This is a genomic window from Paracoccus beibuensis (genome assembly GCF_026162625.1).
GTDB classification, from domain to species: domain Bacteria; phylum Pseudomonadota; class Alphaproteobacteria; order Rhodobacterales; family Rhodobacteraceae; genus Paracoccus; species Paracoccus beibuensis.
The window spans coordinates 1-16,615 of record NZ_JAOTBD010000017.1; the positions used below are offsets into that span (position 1 = coordinate 1).

The following is a 16,615-nucleotide window of genomic DNA, read 5'->3' on the forward strand; positions in this document are numbered from 1 at the left end:
CGTTCACCACCTGCCGGATCTTGCGCGAGCCGGATGCCGTGCCGGATGCGCTCCTCGGGATCGACACAGCTGAACAGCGACCCGCTCGTCTCGTCCGTGCCCCGCATCATCACCCCCGCCCCGGCCCCCCCCCTTGCCCCCCGACGGGGAACCATGTTCCTCGAACCGGGTCGAGCACCGACTTCTTCAGCAGGCTGTTCGAGATGCTGCGCGAGGGTCGGTCGAAGCTGATGGAACCCCTCAGTACTTTTGCGGCACGTATAGCTCGCGCGGCAGCACCTCCCGTTCGTAGTCGGGATTGAAGACCCGCTCGGGCAGGCGGATCTCCTCGTGCGGAACGTCGCCGTAGGGGATCAGCCCCAGCAGGTGGCTGATGCAGTTCAGCCGAGCCCGCTTCTTGTCGTTGCCGGGAACGATGTACCAGGGCGCCTCGGGGATGTTCGTGCGCTCGAACATCTCTTCCTTGGCCTTGGTATAGGCCTCCCACCGGATGCGGGACTGCAGGTCCATGGGCGACAGCTTCCACTGTTTCAGCGGGTCGTGGATGCGGATCTGGAACCGCATCTGCTGTTCCTCGTCGGTGATCGAGAACCAGTACTTGATCAGCCGGATGCCCGACCGGACCAGCATCCGCTCGAATTCCGGGACGTCCTGGAAGAATTGCTCGACCTGGTCTTCAGAGGCGAAACCCATTACCCGCTCGACGCCCGCGCGATTGTACCAGCTGCGGTCGAACAGCACGATCTCGCCGCCCGCCGGCAGGTGGGGGACATAGCGCTGGAAATACCACTGCGTCTTTTCCCGGTCGGACGGCGCGGGCAGGGCCACGACACGCGCCACGCGCGGGTTCAGGCGCTGGGTGATCCGCTTGATCGCGCCGCCCTTGCCGGCGGAATCGCGGCCCTCGAAGACCACCACGACCTTTTCCTTGTGATGGCTGACCCAGTCCTGCAGGCGGATCAGTTCGGACTGCAACCGCAGCAGCTCGTGGAAGTATTCCTTCCGGTTCATCTGGTCCGGATGATGATCGCGATAGATGCGCCGGATCTCTTCGGACAGGACGGCATCCTCGAGGTCGATCTCCATGTCCTCGTCCAGCGTTTCCTGAAGCTCGGCTTCCAGCCAATCGTGATAGGTGTTCATCGTCTTCTCCGGCAGGGCTGTCGCGGGGTCTAGGGGGCGAATGTAACGGTCTTACGTCAGTTGCCGAAAAGTGCGGCGCATTGGGGCGTGACGGCCATGACAAGCCCCTCGGGCGTCTGGTCCACCGTGCCGCACCACGCGCCCTGGACCGAAAACAGGCTTTGCGTGCCGCGGGCGGGGCGATAGGCGATGCGGCGTCCGGAGATGTCGAACAGGTTCAGCACCCCGGCTGCGCTTGGCGCGTAATATCCCCTGACCTCGCCGTCGGCGGTGAAGATCAGTCGCGCCTCGTTCGCGGGGTTCGAGGGCCTGTTTTCCCACGCCGCCGGAGAGTTCGCGGTGTTCCCGGCGGAATTGGCCGCCGCGTTGGGCTGGTTCCCGGTGCGGGCGGGGGTGTTCGCCGGATGGCCCGGTCCCAGCTCGAAAGGCAGCTGCGTGCGGTCGATCACGATCAGCGCCGCGTCCGCCAGCGCGGCAAGCGGTGTCAGCGCAAGAACGATCGCGAGGCGAATGGGACGGGGCATGGCGTGTATCCTTCGAGGCGGCGGACATGGCCGCGGTTGCATCAGGCGTGCAGGGCGGCGGCCAGACGGTCCCACTCGGTGCGGTTGCCGGGAATGCCAAGCCGCAGCCAACGGTCGGAATAGGGAAACCGCCGCGTCCAGATCCGCGCCCGCGCAAGCCTGTCCTGCGCTGCGCGCGCGTCCGGCGTCTCGTAGAGGCGGAACAGGTGCGTGCCGCCGACGCAGGCCCATCCCGCGCCTGCGGCCAGCATGTCCAGACGCAGACTGGCCTCGCTGTGATAGCCGACCGTATCGTCGGCCCAGCTCCTGTCGGCCATGGCGGCGGTGGCGATGGCCAGGGCGGGGCCGTTCACCGACCACGGCCCCGCCGCCTCTCGCAGCTCTTCCAGCAGGTCCGGCGCGCCGATGACGAAGCCGAGCCGCAGCCCGGCCAAGCCCCAGAACTTGCCGAAGCTGCGCAGCACAACGGCATTGGCGGGCAGAGCAGGGGCCAGCGACAGGTCCGGGCGGGGATCGGCAAAGCTTTCATCCACGATCAGGCGCCCGACCCCCGTGGCCAGCCGCGCGAGCGCGTCGGGCGACCATTCCCGGCCATCGGGGTTGTTCGGGTTCACCACCACCGCCAGGTCAGCCCCCTCCATCGCGGCTGTGTCGGTCGCGGGCCCGACCTGCCAGCCGGCTGCAGACAGGCTGGCGGTGTGTTCGTTATAGCTTGGCGACAAAACCGCTGCGCGCCCCCGCGCCCCCAAGCGCGGGAGCAGCTGGATCGCAGCCGAGGCACCGGCCATCGGCAGGACCTGCTCGGGACGGCAGCCGAACCATGCGGCGGCGGCCTTGGTGGCCTGCGCCTGGATTTCTGCGGTGGGAAGGTCGCGCCAGACGGAATCGGGCAGGGCTGGCACCGGCCACGGTCGGCGGTTAATTCCCGTCGACAGGTCGATCCAGTCGTCGCCGCCATACTGGCTGCGCGCGACATCGGCATTTCCCCCGTGATCCCTTGCCATGTTGCCCGCCCTTTCGCTTCCTCAGCCTCTGGTAGGGCAGGGACGGGCCCCTCGCAATCCGTCACGGAATTATCGCTTTACAGTCCAGATCAACGCGACCACGATATATGGTAAGCGCAACCGGGCGGCCCTGCCCGGTGTTGTGTAGCCACCAAGGGGCGGGGCTTCCCCGCACCTCTCTCGGCAGGAGGCAGCCATGGCACAGACCGATCATTTCATCGCCAGCGACGAGATCCATCCGATCGACATCGTCGAAGCCGTGGCGACCCATCACGAATGGGATTTCGACCGGCTGGCCGACGACCAGATCGCCATGGTGGTCGAGGGGCAGTGGCGCAGCTATTCGCTTACCTTGGCCTGGTCCCCGCGGGAAGAAGTCCTGAGGCTGGTCTGCACCTTCGACCTGGACCCGCCCAAGGACAAGCTGCCGATGATCTACGAGGCGATCAACCTGGCCAACGACCAGGTCTGGGACGGCAGCTTCACGTTTTGGGCGGCGCAGCAGCTGATGGTCTGGCGCTATGGTCTGGTGCTGGCCGGCGACGCGATCGCGCTGCCGGAACAGGTCGACCAGATGATCCGCAACGCCGTCGCCGCGTGCGAGCGGTTCTACCCCTCGTTCCAACTGGTGGGCTGGGCTGATACGGGTCCTGCGGCTGCGCTGGACATCGCGCTTGGGCAGGCCTACGGACGGGCCTGAGGGGGCGCTTTGTCCCCGGCTGGCAAGGGGAAGGCGATGACGGATTTCGACGACATCAACGCGCGCGGGCTGGTCCTGGTCGGCTGCGGCCGCATGGGCGGGGCGATGCTGAAGGGCTGGCTGGCCCGCGGGCTGCAGCCCGGCGCGGTCACGGTCATCGATCCCCGGCTGGCCCCCGAATGGCAGGACAAGGGCCTGCGCGTGAACGCGGCGCTGCCGGAAAATCCCGCCGTCCTGGTGCTGGCCGTCAAGCCGCAGATGATGACCGACGCCCTGGGCCAGGTGCCGAAGCTTGCGGACGCGCTGGTCATCTCGGTCGCGGCGGGCACCACCATCGCCAGCTTCGAGGTCGCGTTCCCCGATGCGCCCATCGTCCGCGTGATGCCCAACACGCCTGCCGCCATCGGGCAGGGCATCTCGGCCATGATCGGCAACCGCAGGACGACGCCCGCGCAGCTGGACCTGGCCGCAGTGCTGATGCGCGCGGTGGGCCGCGTCGTCCGGCTGGACAGCGAGGACCAGATGGATGCCGTCACCGGCCTCTCGGGCAGCGGGCCGGCCTATGTCTTCCACCTGATCGAGGCGATGGCCCAGGCCGGAGAGGCGCAGGGACTGTCGCCCCGGCTTGCGCTGGAACTGGCGCGCGCGACCGTCGCGGGCGCGGGCGCGCTGGCGGTCCACGAGGACGAGGACCCGGCGATCCTGCGCCAGAACGTCACCTCGCCCGGGGGGACGACGGCGGCGGGCCTGAAGGTCCTGATGGACGAAGACACCGGCCTGCCGCCGCTGATGGTCCGCACCGTCACCGCCGCGACAGAACGTGGCCGCGCCCTGGGACGGGGCGAGGCATGACGATCGGCTTCGACGATTTCCTCAGGGTCGACATTCGCGTGGGCACGATCACCCGCGCCGAACCCTTCCCCGAGGCGAGAAAGCCCGCGATCAAGCTGTGGCTCGACCTTGGAGAACTGGGAGAGCGCAACTCCTCGGCCCAGATCACCCGGCATTACGATCCGGAAACGCTGGTCGGGCGGCAGGTGCTGTGCGTCGTGAACTTTCCGCCGCGCCAGATCGGCCCCATGATGTCCGAGGTGCTGGTTCTGGGCGTCCCCGACCCGGACGGAGAGGTCGTGCTGATCCGCCCCGACCTGCCCGTCCCCGACGGAGGGAGGCTCTATTGAAGCTGCTCGTCACCCGCCCCATGACCGCGCGCGCGACCACCGCCATCCGCGGCCGCTTTGACGCCACCTTCCGCGACAACACGCCCCTGACCGAGGCAGAGGCCGGGCAGGCCATGCGCGACTTCGACGCAGTCCTGCCGACGCTTGGCGATGCGTTCACCGCAAAGGCGTTCCAGGGCGATCTGCGTTGCCGGATGTTGGCGAACTTCGGGGCGGGTTTCAACCACATCGACATCGCCGCCGCCAAGGCCGCCGGGATCACTGTCACGAACACGCCCGATGTCGTGACCGACGCCACCGCCGACATCGCGCTGACGCTGATGCTGATGACGCTGCGCCGCGCGTCCGAGGGTGAACGCCTGCTGCGCGCCGGGCAGTGGACCGGCTGGAACCCGACCCAGCTGCTGGGGCACGAGATGACCGGCCGCATCGTCGGCATCGTCGGCATGGGGCGCATCGGCAAGGCCATCGCGCGCCGCTGTCACCTGGGCTTCGGCATGGACGTGGTGTTCTTCAACCGTTCTCCCGTGTCCGCGCTGGACATTCCGGCGCGCCAGATCGCCGATCTGCACCGGATGCTGTGGGCCTGCGACGTGGCGGTCATCGCCGTCCCGGGCGGGGCGGGCACGCGCGGCATGATCGGCGACCCCGAGCTGCGCGCGCTGGGTCCGCAATCGGTCCTGATCAACATCGCACGCGGCGACGTCGTCGAAGAGGGCGCGCTGATTGCGGCGCTGCAGTCGGGTGCCATCGCCGGTGCCGGACTGGACGTCTATGCCCGCGAACCCCATGTCCCCCAAGCCCTGCTGGAGGCACCGAACGCCACGCTGCTGCCGCACCTGGGCACCGCCACCGACGAGACGCGGACGCTGATGGGCCTGCGCGCGCTGAGGAACCTTGTCGCCTTTGCCGAAGGGCAGCATCCTCCTGACATGATCGTGTAGCAGAGGAACCCCACCCCGGCGCGCCGGGTTCTTTCCCAGATCAACCGCAGCATATGGGTGCGACATGAACTGGGATATCATTCAGGGCAAGTGGAAGCAGCTTCAGGGCGCCGCCAAGGAGAAATGGGGCGAGCTGACCGATGACGAGCTGGACCAGGTGGACGGCAACAAGGACCGCCTGGCCGGCAAGCTTCAGGAAAAATACGGCTGGACCAAGGAAGAGGCCGACCAGCAGATCAACGACTACTTCCGCGACAAGTGATCGCCGGACGTGGTGACGGGAAATGGCGCCCCTAGGGGCGCCATTTTTCGTTCCGCCTGCTTGAATGCCTCCGGCTGCTTTGGCACCAAGGTGCTCGGGCCGCAGGCCCATCCCGGTCAAGGATCAGCCGATGCTCTATGCCTACAACGTCACCGGCAATCGGCTCGTGCGCCTTGACCGTGACAATGATCTGACGGGCGCGATGTGGATCGACCTGGTCCAGCCGTCGGACGCCGAGATGCGGCTGCTGCACGACATGGGCGTGGTCCTGCCGTCGCTGGCCGAGATGGAAGAGATCGAGCTGTCGAACAGGCTTTATAGAGAGGGTGGGCTGGACTACATGACGGCCGTGCTGCCGGGCGAGAAGGCGGGCGGCGACCGCGCCTCGATGCCGGTGACATTCGTGCTGTCCCAGGCGCGGCTGGTCACCGTCCGCCACCATTCGCCGCGACCGTTCCTGACCTTCCCGACGCGGGCCGAACGGTCCACCTTGGGCTGCGGCGCGCCGGACCGTCTGTTTCTCGGCCTGCTCGAGGAGATCATCGCGCGCATGGCCGACATCCTGGAAGGGGCGGGACGGCTTCTGGACGATACCACCGCCGGCATCTTCGAGCGTCGGACGGCACGCACCGGACCCGACCGCCTGCAGTCCGCGCTGGAGGCCGTTGGCCGGGAGGCCGAGACGATGGCGCGCGTGCGTCTCGGGCTTCTGACGATCGAACGGATCCTGGCCTTCTATACCGCCGTCATCGAGGACCGCCCCGATGCCGGCCGGCTGCGCCCGGCGATCCGCGCCCAGATCCGCGACGTTCAGGCGCTGGAGGTCCACGCGGACTTCCTGGGCAGCCGCGTCAGCCTGGCCGTGGACACGACGCTCGGCATGATCAACCTGCAGCAGAACAACACCGTCCGCATCCTGTCGGTCATTGCCGCGCTGTTCCTGCCGCCGACGCTGATCGCCAGCATCTATGGCATGAACTTCACCCATATGCCCGAACTGGACGAACCCTGGGGCTATGGCTTCGCGCTGGCGCTGATGGGGCTGACCACGCTTGGCACCTGGCTGTTCCTGCGCTGGAAGCACTGGATCTGAGGGGCTTCGGCTAAACGCGGCCCGATGAGGGAACAGCTCGGTTTGCTGCGCCTGTCACGGCCTGCGTCCCTTACAGATCGTCCTTCAGGTCCCGCGCCAGGAAGCGTCCCGCGCGCCGCCACGCTTCATCGGTGTCGCCGCGGAAGTTGAGGCTGGGGCTGGCGATCAGCTCTCCGCTGCTGGTGTCGACCAGGGTCGTGAATATCTGCATGATCAGCGTGCTGGTCTTCTGGACCACGACGAACAGGGACCGGTCGGCCTGGCTGTCACGTGCCAGCGCCAGAAGGCATCCGGTCGTTTCCGGCGAACAGGCCGATGCGACCTGCCCGCTGCGGATTATCACCGAGGGGGTCAGGCTCTCGGACAGGATCCCGGCCAGCAAGTCCAGGCGGCGCTGATGATCGGCGCTCTGGTCGCGGGCCTCGTGCGAGGTGTCGAGCAGCTTCGGCGGAAAGATCGCCACCCCCTCGGCCATTGCGGGCGATGCCGCCAGCCACAGCAGGGCCGCCATCCTGATCCTGAACATCTGGCCCGGCCTCCAACCTGGAAGCCTTCAGCCTAGCGCATCGGCGCCGCCCGGAAATCCGCCAAAGGTCGGAGATGATCGGAAGGGCACGATCAGTCGTCCGCCTTGGGCGCTGCCTTCTGCGGTGCGGCCTTTTTGGCGGCAGGCTTCTTCGCGGCAGGCTTTTTGGCGGCAGTCTTGGCCGCCGGCTTCTTCGCCGCCTTCTTCGGCGATTTCGCTGATTTGGCCGCGATCAGCTCCAGCGCCTGCTCGACGGTAAGATCTTCGGGCGTGGCATCGCGAGGCAGCGTCGCATTGACCTTGCCCCATTTTACGTAGGGACCATAGCGCCCGTTCATCACCTGGATCGGGCCGCCGTCCGGATGTTCGCCCATCTCGCGCAGCGGGGCCGCGGCCGCGCCACGTCCGCGCGTCTGCTTCGAGGCGAGCACCTCGACCGCGCGGTTCATGCCGATGGTAAAGACCTCGTCCACGTCGGCGATGTTGGCGTATTTCGATCCGTGCTTGACGTAGGGGCCAAAGCGCCCGATGCCCGCCTCGATCAGCACCCCATCCTCGGGGTGGGGGCCGATGGGACGGGGCAGGGACAAGAGCTGGACGGCCTTTTCCAGGTCGAGGCTGCCGGCATCCCAACCCTTCGGGATCGAGGCGCGGGGCGGCTTCGGGGTCTCTTCGGTGGCCTCGCCGCGCTGGACATAGGGGCCGAAGCGGCCGGTCTTGAGGCTGATCGGATCGCCGGCATCCTCGCCCAGCACGCGGTCGCCTACCGGGGCCTCGCCATCGGGGGCCGACAGCGGACGCGTATAGCGGCATTCGGGATAGTTCGTGCAGCCGATGAAGGCCCCGCCCGAGCGCGCCGTCTTCAGGTTCAGCCGACCCTGGCCGCAGAGCGGACAGACACGCGGATCGCCCCCATCCGCGCGCGGCGGATACAGATGGGGCGCCAGCGCGTCGTCGATGGCATCCAGCACCTCGGTGATGCGCAGGTCGGACGTGCCTTCCAGCGCCTTCGAAAAATCCTTCCAGAAACGACCGAGGACCTCGCGCCACAGCCGGTCGCCGGCGCTGATCTCGTCCAGCTCGTTCTCCAGGTCGGCCGTGAAGTCATAGCTGACATAGCGCGGAAAGTATTTCAGCAGGAAGATCGTGACCAGCCGTCCCTTGTCCTCGGGGATCAGGCGGTTCTTGTCCTTGCGGACATAATCGCGATCCTGGATCGTCGTGACGATGCTGGCATAGGTCGACGGCCGCCCGATGCCCAGTTCCTCCATCCGCTTGACCAGGGTCGCCTCGGTATAGCGGGGCGGAGGCTGGGTGAAATGCTGGCGCGCCGCAACCTGTCCCTGGTCGTTCATCAGCAGGCCCGGCGCGGCACGTTGGCCATTCGGGGCCCGCGGCAGCGGAACGGTCCGATCACCGGCCTTGGTGAATTCGCCGTCAAAAGCATGGCCGACGAGCTTCGCGGCCTCTCCCTCGGTGATGGCGGGCAGGCGGGCGCTGTCTTCGCCTTCGTCATCGTCGCGGCCCTGGTCGTAGACGCGCAAGAAGCCGTCGAACAGCATCACCTGGCCAGTCGCGCGCAGGCCGACCTGGTTGTCGGGGCTGGCGATCTCGACCGTCGTGCGCTCCATCCGGGCGGCTTCCATCTGGCTGGCGATGGTCCGCTTCCAGATCAGGTCGTAAAGCTTGCGCTGGTCGTCGGCGCTGACCTTCAGCTGGTCGGGCGACAGCATCATGTCCGTAGGCCGGATGCATTCATGCGCTTCCTGCGCGTTCTTGGCCTTGTTCTTGTACATGCGCGGCGATTTCGGCAGGTATTTCTCGCCGAACTTGGCCTTGATCGCGTCGCGGGCGGCCATCACGGCCTCGGGCGCCATGTCGATGCCGTCGGTCCGCATGTAGGTGATCAGTCCGGCCTCGTACAGACGCTGCGCCGCAGACATGCAGGCCTTGGCGCCCATGCCCATCTTGCGGCTGGCCTCTTGCTGCAGGGTCGAGGTCATGAAGGGTGGCCATGGATTGCGGCTCGCGGGCTTCGCGGTGACGCCCGTCACGGTCAGCGCGCGGCTGGAGACGGCGCTGACGGCCATGGCGGCCTGTTCCGCGGTGGCCAGGTCGAAGCGGTCCAGCTTGGCTCCGGCCAGTTGCACCAGCTGGGCGTCGTATTCCGCACCCGAGGGCGTGGCCAGCCGGGCATGCACGGACCAGTATTCGCGGGCCTTGAAGGCCTCGATCTCCATTTCCCGGTCGACGATCAGCCGCAGGCAGACCGACTGCACCCGGCCCGCCGACTTGGCGCCCGGCAGCTTGCGCCACAGGACCGGCGACAGGTTGAAGCCGACCAGATAGTCCAGCGCCCGGCGCGCCAGATAGGCGTCGACCAGCGGCTGGTCGATCTGGCGGGGCTTGCCCATCGCCTCGGTCACGGCGGCCTTGGTGATCGCGTTGAAGGTCACGCGGCTGACGTCGCTGCCCTTCTTCAGGGCGGGGGCCAGCGCTTCCAGCAGGTGCCAGCTGATCGCCTCGCCCTCGCGGTCGGGGTCGGTGGCCAGGATCAGCGTCTGGTCGTCCTTCAGCGCGTCCCTGATCGCCTTGAGGTGCTTCTTGCTGTCCGCCGCGACTTCCCACTTCATGTCGAATTCGTGGTCGGGATCGACGCTGCCGTCCTTGGGTGGCAGGTCGCGGACATGGCCGAAGCTGGCAAGAACGCGATAGTCCCCGCCGAGATATTTCTCGATGGTCTTGGCCTTGGCCGGGGATTCGACGACGACGACGGGCATGGTGACCTCGGGCAACTGCAATGGGGCGGCAACATGGGTGCCGGGCGGCGCGGTGTCAACGGGGCGCCGTTCAGGACAGCGCTACGCGGCCTCCGGCCATGCGGGTCACCCGGCCCTGCAGTTCCAGCGACAGGATCGCCGCGCTGGCCGATGCGGCGGGTACGCCGAGGTCGCGGATCAGGTCGTTCTCCTCGGTGGGGGAGGGGGTCAGGCGCGACAGGATCCGGCCCTCCAGCTGCAGGGGCGGGGTCGGGCGCGGCGGGGCCGGAGCGGTGTCGAGCAGCGCGGGCTGCCGCGTCCGCCGGCGTTCGGGCGCAGGCGCAATGGCGGCCAGCGCGTCCGCGACGTCGGCGGCACTGCGCACCAAGGTTGCACCGTCACGGATCAGCGCGTTGCAGCCCGAGGCGCGGGCATCCATCGGATGGCCGGGAACCGCCATCACCTCGCGCCCCTGATCCAGCGCGTTCTTGGCGGTGATGAGGGTGCCAGAGCGATGGGCGGCCTCGATGACGACGACCGCCGCCGACAAACCCGAGACGATGCGGTTGCGGGTCGGGAAATGGCGGGCCTGAGGTTCGGTCCCCGGCGGCTGTTCCGACACGATCACGCCGGCTTCGGCGATCTGCGCGGCCAGCGCCGCGTTTTCGGGCGGATAGATCACGTCGACCCCGCCGGCCATGACGGCGATGGTGCCTGTGGAAAGGGCGGCGGTGTGGGCGGCGGTGTCGACGCCCCGGGCCAAACCCGCCGCGACGGTGAAGCCGGACTCTCCCAGACCGGCCGCCATGCCACGCGCCATCCGCAGCCCCAGCGACGAGGCGTTGCGCGCCCCGATCACCGCCACCACCTGCCGCGACAGCCATGACGGATCCCCCCGGACCCAGAGGATCGGAGGTGCGCTGTCGATTTCGCGCAGCGCGTCCGGATAGTCACGCGAATCGCAGCGCAGCAGCAGCGCCCCCGCCCGGCGCCCGGCGGCCAGTTCGGCCGCGGCCACGGCTTCGGGACAGGTGCGATAGTCCGCGATCCCGGCGGCGGCCGCGATACCGGGAAGCGCCTCCAGCGCCGCGCGGGCCGAGCCATGTTCCGCGATCATCCGGTGATAGGTCGCGGGTCCGACGCGGCGCGACCGGATCAGCCGCAGCACCGACATGTCGTCGTCCGCCGTTATCGGGGCGGGCATGCCGAATCGCGCGCTGTCCATGTCGCCTCCTGCTTGTCAGAAGGAAGGACTAGCCCAACGAAGGTTAACAACCGGTTAGCGTCAGGGCGTCAGGTGGCGGAACCACCGACCGTCAGCCCGCCGATCATCAGCGTGGGCTGGCCCACGCCCACCGGAACCCACTGGCCCTGCTTGCCGCAATTGCCGATGCCCGGGTCCAGCGCCATGTCGTTGCCGATCGCGCGCACCTGCTGCAGTGCCGTCGCGCCGTCGCCGATCAAGGTTGCGCCGCGAATCGGGTCGCCCACGACGCCGTTCGTCACGCGATAGGCTTCGGTGCAGGAAAACACGAACTTGCCGTTGGTGATGTCCACCTGACCGCCGCCGAAGCCCACGGCATAGATCCCGTCCCTGAGGTCGGCCAGAATCGCCGCCGGATCGGCATCGCCGCCCGGCATGTAGGTGTTGGTCATCCGCGGCATCGGCACATGCGCGAAGCTTTCGCGCCGCCCGTTGCCTGTGGGGGTCACGCCCATCAGCCGCGCGTTCTGGCGGTCCTGCATGTAACCGGTCAGGATGCCGTCCTCGATCAGCACGTTGCGGGCAGGGGGCGTGCCTTCGTCGTCGATGTTGATGCTGCCGCGGCGGTCGGGGATGGTGCCGTCGTCGACGACGGTGACGCCGGGCGCGGCGACGCGCTGACCCATCAGGCCCGCGAAGGCGCTGGCCTTCTTGCGGTTGAAATCACCCTCCAGCCCGTGGCCCACCGCCTCGTGCAGCAGGATGCCCGGCCAGCCGGGGCCAAGTACCACGTCCATCACCCCCGCAGGCGCGGGGACCGAACGCAGATTGACAAGCGCGATGCGCAGCGCCTCGTGCACCAGGCCCTGCCAATGGTCCGGCGCCATCAGCTGTTCCAGCGCATGCCGCCCGCCGCCGCCCGCATTGCCGCTTTCGCGCCGGTCGTTGTTTTCGACGATCACTGTGACATTAAGCCGCGTCATCGGCCGGGTGTCCGTGGCCAGCGCGCCCTCGGGGCGCAGGATCGAGACCTCCTGCACACTGCTGCCCATGGAAACGGTGACCTGAACCACCCGCGGGTCCAGCGCCCGGGCATAGTCGTCGATTTCGCGCAGCAGCGCGATGCGCCGCGCGACCGAGATCCCCTCGGCCGGGTCGATGGCGGAATAGAGGTTTACCGGCTGCATGGCCGGGGCCGGCGCAAGGATGCCGCCCCCCTGGCCCACGGCCAGGCGCGCGGTCTCGGCGGCGCGAAGAAGGGCGGGCTCGGAAATCTCGGTCGAATGGGCATAGCCCGAAACCTCGCCCCGCACCGCGCGAAGACCGAAGCCCTGGCCCGCCATGAAACTGGAGTTGCGCAGCCGGCCGTCGTCGAAGACCAGCGACTCGGACTGGCTGCGCTCGAAGAACAGCTCTCCGTCGTCGGCGCCATTGACCGCGTCGCGCAGGATGGCCAGGGCGCGGTCGCGGTCCAGATGTGCGGCGAAGGGGTCGAAGGTCTGGCGGCTCATGCGGGGCTCCTGTGCGGGGGACGGGACCGGGTTCGGTCGGGCGCGGCAGCGGGTCGCGTTCCCACTTCGGCGGGAATTGCTATAGGTATGACTTGCCCGTGAGGGCGAGATATGGTCATAGAGCGGTCACTGTGAAAGGAAAAGGGGCAGCCTTGCGGCGGCCCTTGCGGCCATGACGGTCGGGCCAACGCAACGGGATGGAATGATGGCAAGAGCGATGATTCGCCGTGCAGTCGCGGCAGCTACGGGGTTCGCAACTGCGGGCATGTTGGCCGGAACTGCACTGGCGCAGGATGTGCTGGGCGAACTGCCCGTTATCGGCAAACCGCAGAACGGGGCGACCGGCTTTCAGCCGCCTGCGACCGAACTGGCGCGCGATCAGCAATGGCTGGACCACTATGTGCTGATCCTGATCACCGCCGTGACGGTGCTGGTCTGCCTTCTGATCCTGATCGTGATCTTCCGCTTCAACGCCCGGTCGAACCCGGTTCCCGCGAAGTTCACCCACAACACCGTCCTGGAAATCGGCTGGACCTTGGGCCCGGTGCTGATCCTGGTCGGTATCGGCGCGTTCTCGCTGCCGATCCTGTTCCGCAGCCAGGAAATGCCGCCCGACCCCGACATCGTCATCAAGGCGACCGGCCACCAGTGGTACTGGTCCTATGAATACCCCGATAACGGGGTCGCATTCGATTCGCTGCTGCTGCCCAAGGAAGAACTGGCGGAGTACGGCTATTCCGAGGATGAATACCTGCTGGCGACCGACACCGCCGTGGTCGTGCCAGTGGGCCAGACCGTGCTGCTGCAGGTGACCGCCAGCGACGTGATCCATTCCTGGACCATCCCGGCCTTCGCCGTGAAGCAGGACGCCGTTCCCGGCCGGATCGCCCAGGCCTGGTTCAACGTGGAACAGGAAGGCGTCTATTTCGGCCAGTGCAGCGAGCTTTGCGGCATCAACCACGCCTACATGCCGATCGTGGTGAAGGCTGTCAGCCCTGAAATTTATGCCGCCTGGGTCGCCGAGCAGGGCGGCACCCTGGGCGAGCCCGAGGCCGCGACCGCAAGCCTGGACCCCGCCGCCGAGGTGGAGCTGGCCCGCGCTGAGTAAGACAAACCCCCAGGTCGCGCCGATCCCTGAGCCGCGCGACCCAGGCCAACCGAACGAAGGTGCGATGACCGATATCAACGCATATGAGACCGCGCCCGAGGCCGAGTTCGGCGACTATGTCGCCCTGCTCAAGCCGCGGGTGATGTCGCTTGTGGTCTTCACGGCCTTCGTGGGCCTGTGGGTCGCACCGGTCGACGTGCATCCGTTCATCGGCTTCTGTTCGATCCTGTTCATCGCGCTTGGCGGCGGGGCCTCCGGCGCGCTCAACATGTGGTACGACCGCGACATCGACGCGGTGATGAACCGCACGCAGGGCCGCCCGATCCCCTCGGGCCGTGTCCAGGGGACCGAGGCGCTGGGGCTGGGCATCGTGCTGGGCCTGATCTCGGTGATGATGCTGGGCCTGGTGGCGAACTGGTTCGCGGCAGGCTTCCTGCTGTTCACGATCTTCTTCTATGCGGTCGTCTACACGGTCTGGCTCAAGCGCTGGACGCCGCAGAACATCGTCATCGGCGGCGCCGCCGGGGCGTTTCCGCCGATGATCGGATGGGCCTGCGCAACGGGCGGCATCACGGTCGAATCGCTGCTGATGTTCGCGCTGATCTTCTTCTGGACGCCGCCGCATTTCTGGGCGCTCGCGCTGTTCATGAAGGAGGACTATCACAAGGCTGGCGTGCCGATGCTGACCGTCACCCACGGTCGCCGCGCCACGCGGGTGCACATCTTCGCATATACGCTCGTCCTTGCGCCCTTCGCGGTCTGGCTGGGGCTGACCTCGATCGGCGGGCCACTCTACATGGCGGTGGCGGTGGTGCTCAACGCGGCCTTCATCCGCGGCGGCTGGCAGATCATGCGCCGGGCCGAGGATGAGGCGGTCGCCGACGGCTACGCGGTGGAAAAGCGCGTCTTCAAGCTGTCGCTCTATTTTCTGTTCCTGCATTTCCTCGCCCTGCTGGTGCAGGGCTGGATAGGAGGTTGGTGATGGCATTGCATGCCGAACACGATCTGCATTCGCGGCGCCGGTCGCGCAACACGGGCCTGGGCATCGTGCTTCTGGCCTTCGTGGCGCTGGTCTTCGCGCTGACGGTGGTCAAGGTGCGCCAGGGTGGGTTGGTCGAGGCCTTCGACCACCAGCCCCGCGTCTCGCTGACCCCGGTCGAGCCTGCGCCGAAGGCCGCTCCATGAAGCGTTTGAGCCCCGAGGGCCGTACGGTTGCCATGCTGCTGGGCATCGTCGTCACGATGGGCGCGCTGGCCTGGGCCGCGGTTCCTTTCTACAACTGGTTCTGCAGCGTCACCGGCTTCGGCGGCACCACGCAGGTCTCCGAAAGCGTCTCGGACGAGGTTCTGGACGAGGTCGTGCGGGTGCGCTTCGACGCCAATACCGACGAAAATCTGGAATGGACCTTCCGGCCGATGCAGACGCGCATGGACCTGAAGATTGGCGAGAACGGGTTGGCCTTCTACGAGGCGATCAACAACTCCGACGTGCCGATCACCGGGACCGCCAGCTACAACGTCGCACCCGAGGTCGCGGGCTACTACTTCATCAAGGTCGAGTGCTTCTGCTTCACCGAGCAGACGCTGCAACCCGGCGAGCGGGTCGAGATGCCGGTCAGCTTCTTTGTTGATCCGGAACTGGTCAGCGACCGCGACGCAAACTTTGTCCGCGACATCACGCTGTCCTATACCTTCCACAGGACCGAGCCGCGGCAGGCCGCGCTTGACACGCGCTCGGCCGACACCATCAACTGAGACGAATTCGAGGGAGCCGACGGGGATCCGCCATGGCGCACGCTAAGAACCACGACTATCACATTCTTCCGGCCTCGGTCTGGCCGTTCCTGGCGGCCGTCGCGGTCTTCGTCATGCTGTTTGGCGCCGTTGCCTGGATGACGGGCGAGGTGACGCTGATGGGCGCCTCGATCACCGGCCCCTGGATGTTCGCGATCGGCCTGGTCGCCACGACCTATGTCGCCTTCGCCTGGTGGGCGGACATCGTGCGCGAGGCCGAGCAGGGCGACCACACCCCGGTCGTCCGCCTCGGCCTTCAGTACGGCTTCATCCTGTTCGTGATGTCCGAGGCGATGCTGTTCGTCACGCTGTTCTGGAACTTCATCAAGCATGCGATGTATCCGATGGGCGAGGAAAGCCCGATCGTCGACGGCGTCTGGCCGCCGGAAGGCATCGTCACCTTCGACCCTTGGCACCTGCCGTTCATCAACACGCTGATCCTGCTGTTGTCCGGCGTCGCCGTCACCTGGGCCCACCATGCGTGGGCGCATGAAGGCGACCGCAAGGTCGCGATCAACGGCCTGGCCATCGCAGTCGTCCTGGGCCTCGCGTTCACCGGCCTGCAGGCCTACGAATACAGCCACGCCGCCTTTGGCCTGGCCGACACGGCCTATGCCTCTGCGTTCTACATCGCGACCGGCTTCCACGGCCTTCACGTCATCATCGGGACCATCTTCCTGGCCGTCTGCCTGCTGCGCTTCAGCCGCGGCCAGATGACCCGCGACCAGCATGTCGGCTTCGAGGCTGCCGCCTGGTACTGGCACTTCGTCGACGTGATCTGGCTGGTCCTGTTCGCCGTCATCTACGTCTGGGGCAGCTGACCTCCCCGACCTGAGACCAAGGGCGCGCGGGGGGACACCTCC

General features: G+C 67.3%; 18 protein-coding genes. 11 read left to right on the forward strand and 7 right to left on the reverse strand.

The features are described from left to right. Positions 1 to 240: 240 nt before the first annotated feature. Genes ppk2 through cobD form a run of 3 tightly spaced genes read right to left on the reverse strand, consistent with a single transcriptional unit; the run spans position 241 to position 2,671 of the window. Positions 241 to 1,143, reverse strand: coding sequence for a polyphosphate kinase 2 (ppk2, locus tag OC159_RS11595; protein WP_265501313.1), 903 nt, complete (start codon positions 1,141 to 1,143; stop codon positions 241 to 243). A gap of 56 nt (positions 1,144 to 1,199) precedes the next feature. Continuing rightward, on the reverse strand, positions 1,200 to 1,667 hold the full coding sequence (locus OC159_RS11600; protein ID WP_265501315.1) for a hypothetical protein: 468 nt from the start codon (positions 1,665 to 1,667) through the stop codon (positions 1,200 to 1,202). A 41-nt stretch (positions 1,668 to 1,708) separates the two neighbouring features. After that, a complete protein-coding gene (cobD, locus tag OC159_RS11605) occupies positions 1,709 to 2,671 on the reverse strand; it encodes a threonine-phosphate decarboxylase CobD (protein ID WP_265501316.1) in 963 nt (320 codons plus the stop codon). A 196-nt stretch (positions 2,672 to 2,867) separates the two neighbouring features. Here cobD and OC159_RS11610 point away from each other — a divergent pair, with 196 nt between their 5' ends. The 6 genes from OC159_RS11610 to OC159_RS11635 all read left to right on the forward strand — a co-directional run bounded on the left by OC159_RS11610 (position 2,868) and on the right by OC159_RS11635 (position 6,851). Then, a complete protein-coding gene (locus OC159_RS11610) occupies positions 2,868 to 3,371 on the forward strand; it encodes a type III secretion system chaperone family protein (protein ID WP_265501317.1) in 504 nt (167 codons plus the stop codon). A 36-nt stretch (positions 3,372 to 3,407) separates the two neighbouring features. Next, a complete protein-coding gene (proC, locus tag OC159_RS11615; protein ID WP_265501318.1) occupies positions 3,408 to 4,223 on the forward strand; it encodes a pyrroline-5-carboxylate reductase in 816 nt (271 codons plus the stop codon). Next, positions 4,220 to 4,552: a tRNA-binding protein gene (locus OC159_RS11620; protein WP_265501319.1), complete on the forward strand. Its 333-nt coding sequence runs from the start codon at positions 4,220 to 4,222 to the stop codon at positions 4,550 to 4,552. The genes proC and OC159_RS11620 overlap by 4 nt, the downstream gene beginning before the upstream one ends. A gap of 20 nt (positions 4,553 to 4,572) precedes the next feature. Further along, on the forward strand, positions 4,573 to 5,496 hold the full coding sequence (locus tag OC159_RS11625; protein ID WP_265501320.1) for a 2-hydroxyacid dehydrogenase: 924 nt from the start codon (positions 4,573 to 4,575) through the stop codon (positions 5,494 to 5,496). Positions 5,497 to 5,560: 64 nt separating this feature from the next. Then, entirely contained in the window at positions 5,561 to 5,758 is a 198-nt protein-coding gene (locus OC159_RS11630) for a CsbD family protein (RefSeq protein ID WP_265501321.1), read from the forward strand. A 130-nt stretch (positions 5,759 to 5,888) separates the two neighbouring features. Then, on the forward strand, positions 5,889 to 6,851 hold the full coding sequence (locus tag OC159_RS11635) for a magnesium transporter CorA family protein (RefSeq protein ID WP_265501322.1): 963 nt from the start codon (positions 5,889 to 5,891) through the stop codon (positions 6,849 to 6,851). 70 nt (positions 6,852 to 6,921) lie between these two features. Here the strand turns inward: OC159_RS11635 and OC159_RS11640 are convergent, their stop codons facing one another. The 4 genes from OC159_RS11640 to tldD all read right to left on the reverse strand — a co-directional run bounded on the left by OC159_RS11640 (position 6,922) and on the right by tldD (position 12,851). Further along, the gene (locus OC159_RS11640) at positions 6,922 to 7,377 is read right to left on the reverse strand and encodes a DUF2380 domain-containing protein (RefSeq protein WP_265501323.1); all 456 of its coding nucleotides are present in this window, start codon (positions 7,375 to 7,377) and stop codon (positions 6,922 to 6,924) included. Positions 7,378 to 7,469: 92 nt separating this feature from the next. Then, positions 7,470 to 10,157, reverse strand: a complete 2,688-nt coding sequence (gene topA, locus OC159_RS11645) for a type I DNA topoisomerase (RefSeq protein ID WP_265501399.1) — start codon at positions 10,155 to 10,157, stop codon at positions 7,470 to 7,472. Positions 10,158 to 10,227: 70 nt separating this feature from the next. Then, a complete protein-coding gene (gene dprA / locus OC159_RS11650) occupies positions 10,228 to 11,361 on the reverse strand; it encodes a DNA-processing protein DprA (protein ID WP_265501324.1) in 1,134 nt (377 codons plus the stop codon). 68 nt (positions 11,362 to 11,429) lie between these two features. Further along, complete coding sequence (tldD, locus tag OC159_RS11655) at positions 11,430 to 12,851, reverse strand: metalloprotease TldD (protein ID WP_265501325.1); 1,422 nt, start codon at positions 12,849 to 12,851, stop codon at positions 11,430 to 11,432. Positions 12,852 to 13,053: 202 nt separating this feature from the next. Here tldD and coxB point away from each other — a divergent pair, with 202 nt between their 5' ends. The 5 genes from coxB to OC159_RS11680 all read left to right on the forward strand — a co-directional run bounded on the left by coxB (position 13,054) and on the right by OC159_RS11680 (position 16,573). Further along, positions 13,054 to 13,959 carry a cytochrome c oxidase subunit II gene (coxB, locus tag OC159_RS11660; RefSeq protein ID WP_265501326.1) on the forward strand — a complete coding sequence of 302 codons (906 nt, stop codon included), beginning with the start codon at positions 13,054 to 13,056 and terminating at the stop codon, positions 13,957 to 13,959. Positions 13,960 to 14,023: 64 nt separating this feature from the next. Next, positions 14,024 to 14,941: a heme o synthase gene (gene cyoE / locus OC159_RS11665; RefSeq protein ID WP_265501327.1), complete on the forward strand. Its 918-nt coding sequence runs from the start codon at positions 14,024 to 14,026 to the stop codon at positions 14,939 to 14,941. Continuing rightward, positions 14,941 to 15,144, forward strand: a complete 204-nt coding sequence (locus OC159_RS11670) for a hypothetical protein (protein WP_265501329.1) — start codon at positions 14,941 to 14,943, stop codon at positions 15,142 to 15,144. The genes cyoE and OC159_RS11670 overlap by 1 nt, the downstream gene beginning before the upstream one ends. Then, positions 15,141 to 15,713, forward strand: a complete 573-nt coding sequence (locus tag OC159_RS11675; protein WP_265501331.1) for a cytochrome c oxidase assembly protein — start codon at positions 15,141 to 15,143, stop codon at positions 15,711 to 15,713. Before OC159_RS11670 ends, OC159_RS11675 begins: the two co-directional genes overlap by 4 nt. 32 nt (positions 15,714 to 15,745) lie before the next feature. Further along, entirely contained in the window at positions 15,746 to 16,573 is an 828-nt protein-coding gene (locus OC159_RS11680; protein ID WP_265501332.1) for a cytochrome c oxidase subunit 3, read from the forward strand. Positions 16,574 to 16,615: the final 42 nt, after the last annotated feature.

Excerpts from the sequence above, each read along its gene's own strand:
- ppk2 (WP_265501313.1), bottom strand. The coding sequence starts at position 1,143 with ATGAACACCTATCACGATTGGCTGGAAGCCGAGCTTCAGGAAACGCTG.
- OC159_RS11600 (WP_265501315.1), bottom strand. The coding sequence starts at position 1,667 with ATGCCCCGTCCCATTCGCCTCGCGATCGTTCTTGCGCTGACACCGCTT.
- cobD (WP_265501316.1), bottom strand. The coding sequence starts at position 2,671 with ATGGCAAGGGATCACGGGGGAAATGCCGATGTCGCGCGCAGCCAGTAT.
- OC159_RS11610 (WP_265501317.1), top strand. The coding sequence starts at position 2,868 with ATGGCACAGACCGATCATTTCATCGCCAGCGACGAGATCCATCCGATC.
- proC (WP_265501318.1), top strand. The coding sequence starts at position 3,408 with ATGACGGATTTCGACGACATCAACGCGCGCGGGCTGGTCCTGGTCGGC.
- OC159_RS11620 (WP_265501319.1), top strand. The coding sequence starts at position 4,220 with ATGACGATCGGCTTCGACGATTTCCTCAGGGTCGACATTCGCGTGGGC.
- OC159_RS11625 (WP_265501320.1), top strand. The coding sequence starts at position 4,573 with ATGACCGCGCGCGCGACCACCGCCATCCGCGGCCGCTTTGACGCCACC.
- OC159_RS11630 (WP_265501321.1), top strand. The coding sequence starts at position 5,561 with ATGAACTGGGATATCATTCAGGGCAAGTGGAAGCAGCTTCAGGGCGCC.
- OC159_RS11635 (WP_265501322.1), top strand. The coding sequence starts at position 5,889 with ATGCTCTATGCCTACAACGTCACCGGCAATCGGCTCGTGCGCCTTGAC.
- OC159_RS11640 (WP_265501323.1), bottom strand. The coding sequence starts at position 7,377 with ATGTTCAGGATCAGGATGGCGGCCCTGCTGTGGCTGGCGGCATCGCCC.
- topA (WP_265501399.1), bottom strand. The coding sequence starts at position 10,157 with ATGCCCGTCGTCGTCGTCGAATCCCCGGCCAAGGCCAAGACCATCGAG.
- dprA (WP_265501324.1), bottom strand. The coding sequence starts at position 11,361 with ATGGACAGCGCGCGATTCGGCATGCCCGCCCCGATAACGGCGGACGAC.
- tldD (WP_265501325.1), bottom strand. The coding sequence starts at position 12,851 with ATGAGCCGCCAGACCTTCGACCCCTTCGCCGCACATCTGGACCGCGAC.
- coxB (WP_265501326.1), top strand. The coding sequence starts at position 13,054 with ATGATGGCAAGAGCGATGATTCGCCGTGCAGTCGCGGCAGCTACGGGG.
- cyoE (WP_265501327.1), top strand. The coding sequence starts at position 14,024 with ATGACCGATATCAACGCATATGAGACCGCGCCCGAGGCCGAGTTCGGC.
- OC159_RS11670 (WP_265501329.1), top strand. The coding sequence starts at position 14,941 with ATGGCATTGCATGCCGAACACGATCTGCATTCGCGGCGCCGGTCGCGC.
- OC159_RS11675 (WP_265501331.1), top strand. The coding sequence starts at position 15,141 with ATGAAGCGTTTGAGCCCCGAGGGCCGTACGGTTGCCATGCTGCTGGGC.
- OC159_RS11680 (WP_265501332.1), top strand. The coding sequence starts at position 15,746 with ATGGCGCACGCTAAGAACCACGACTATCACATTCTTCCGGCCTCGGTC.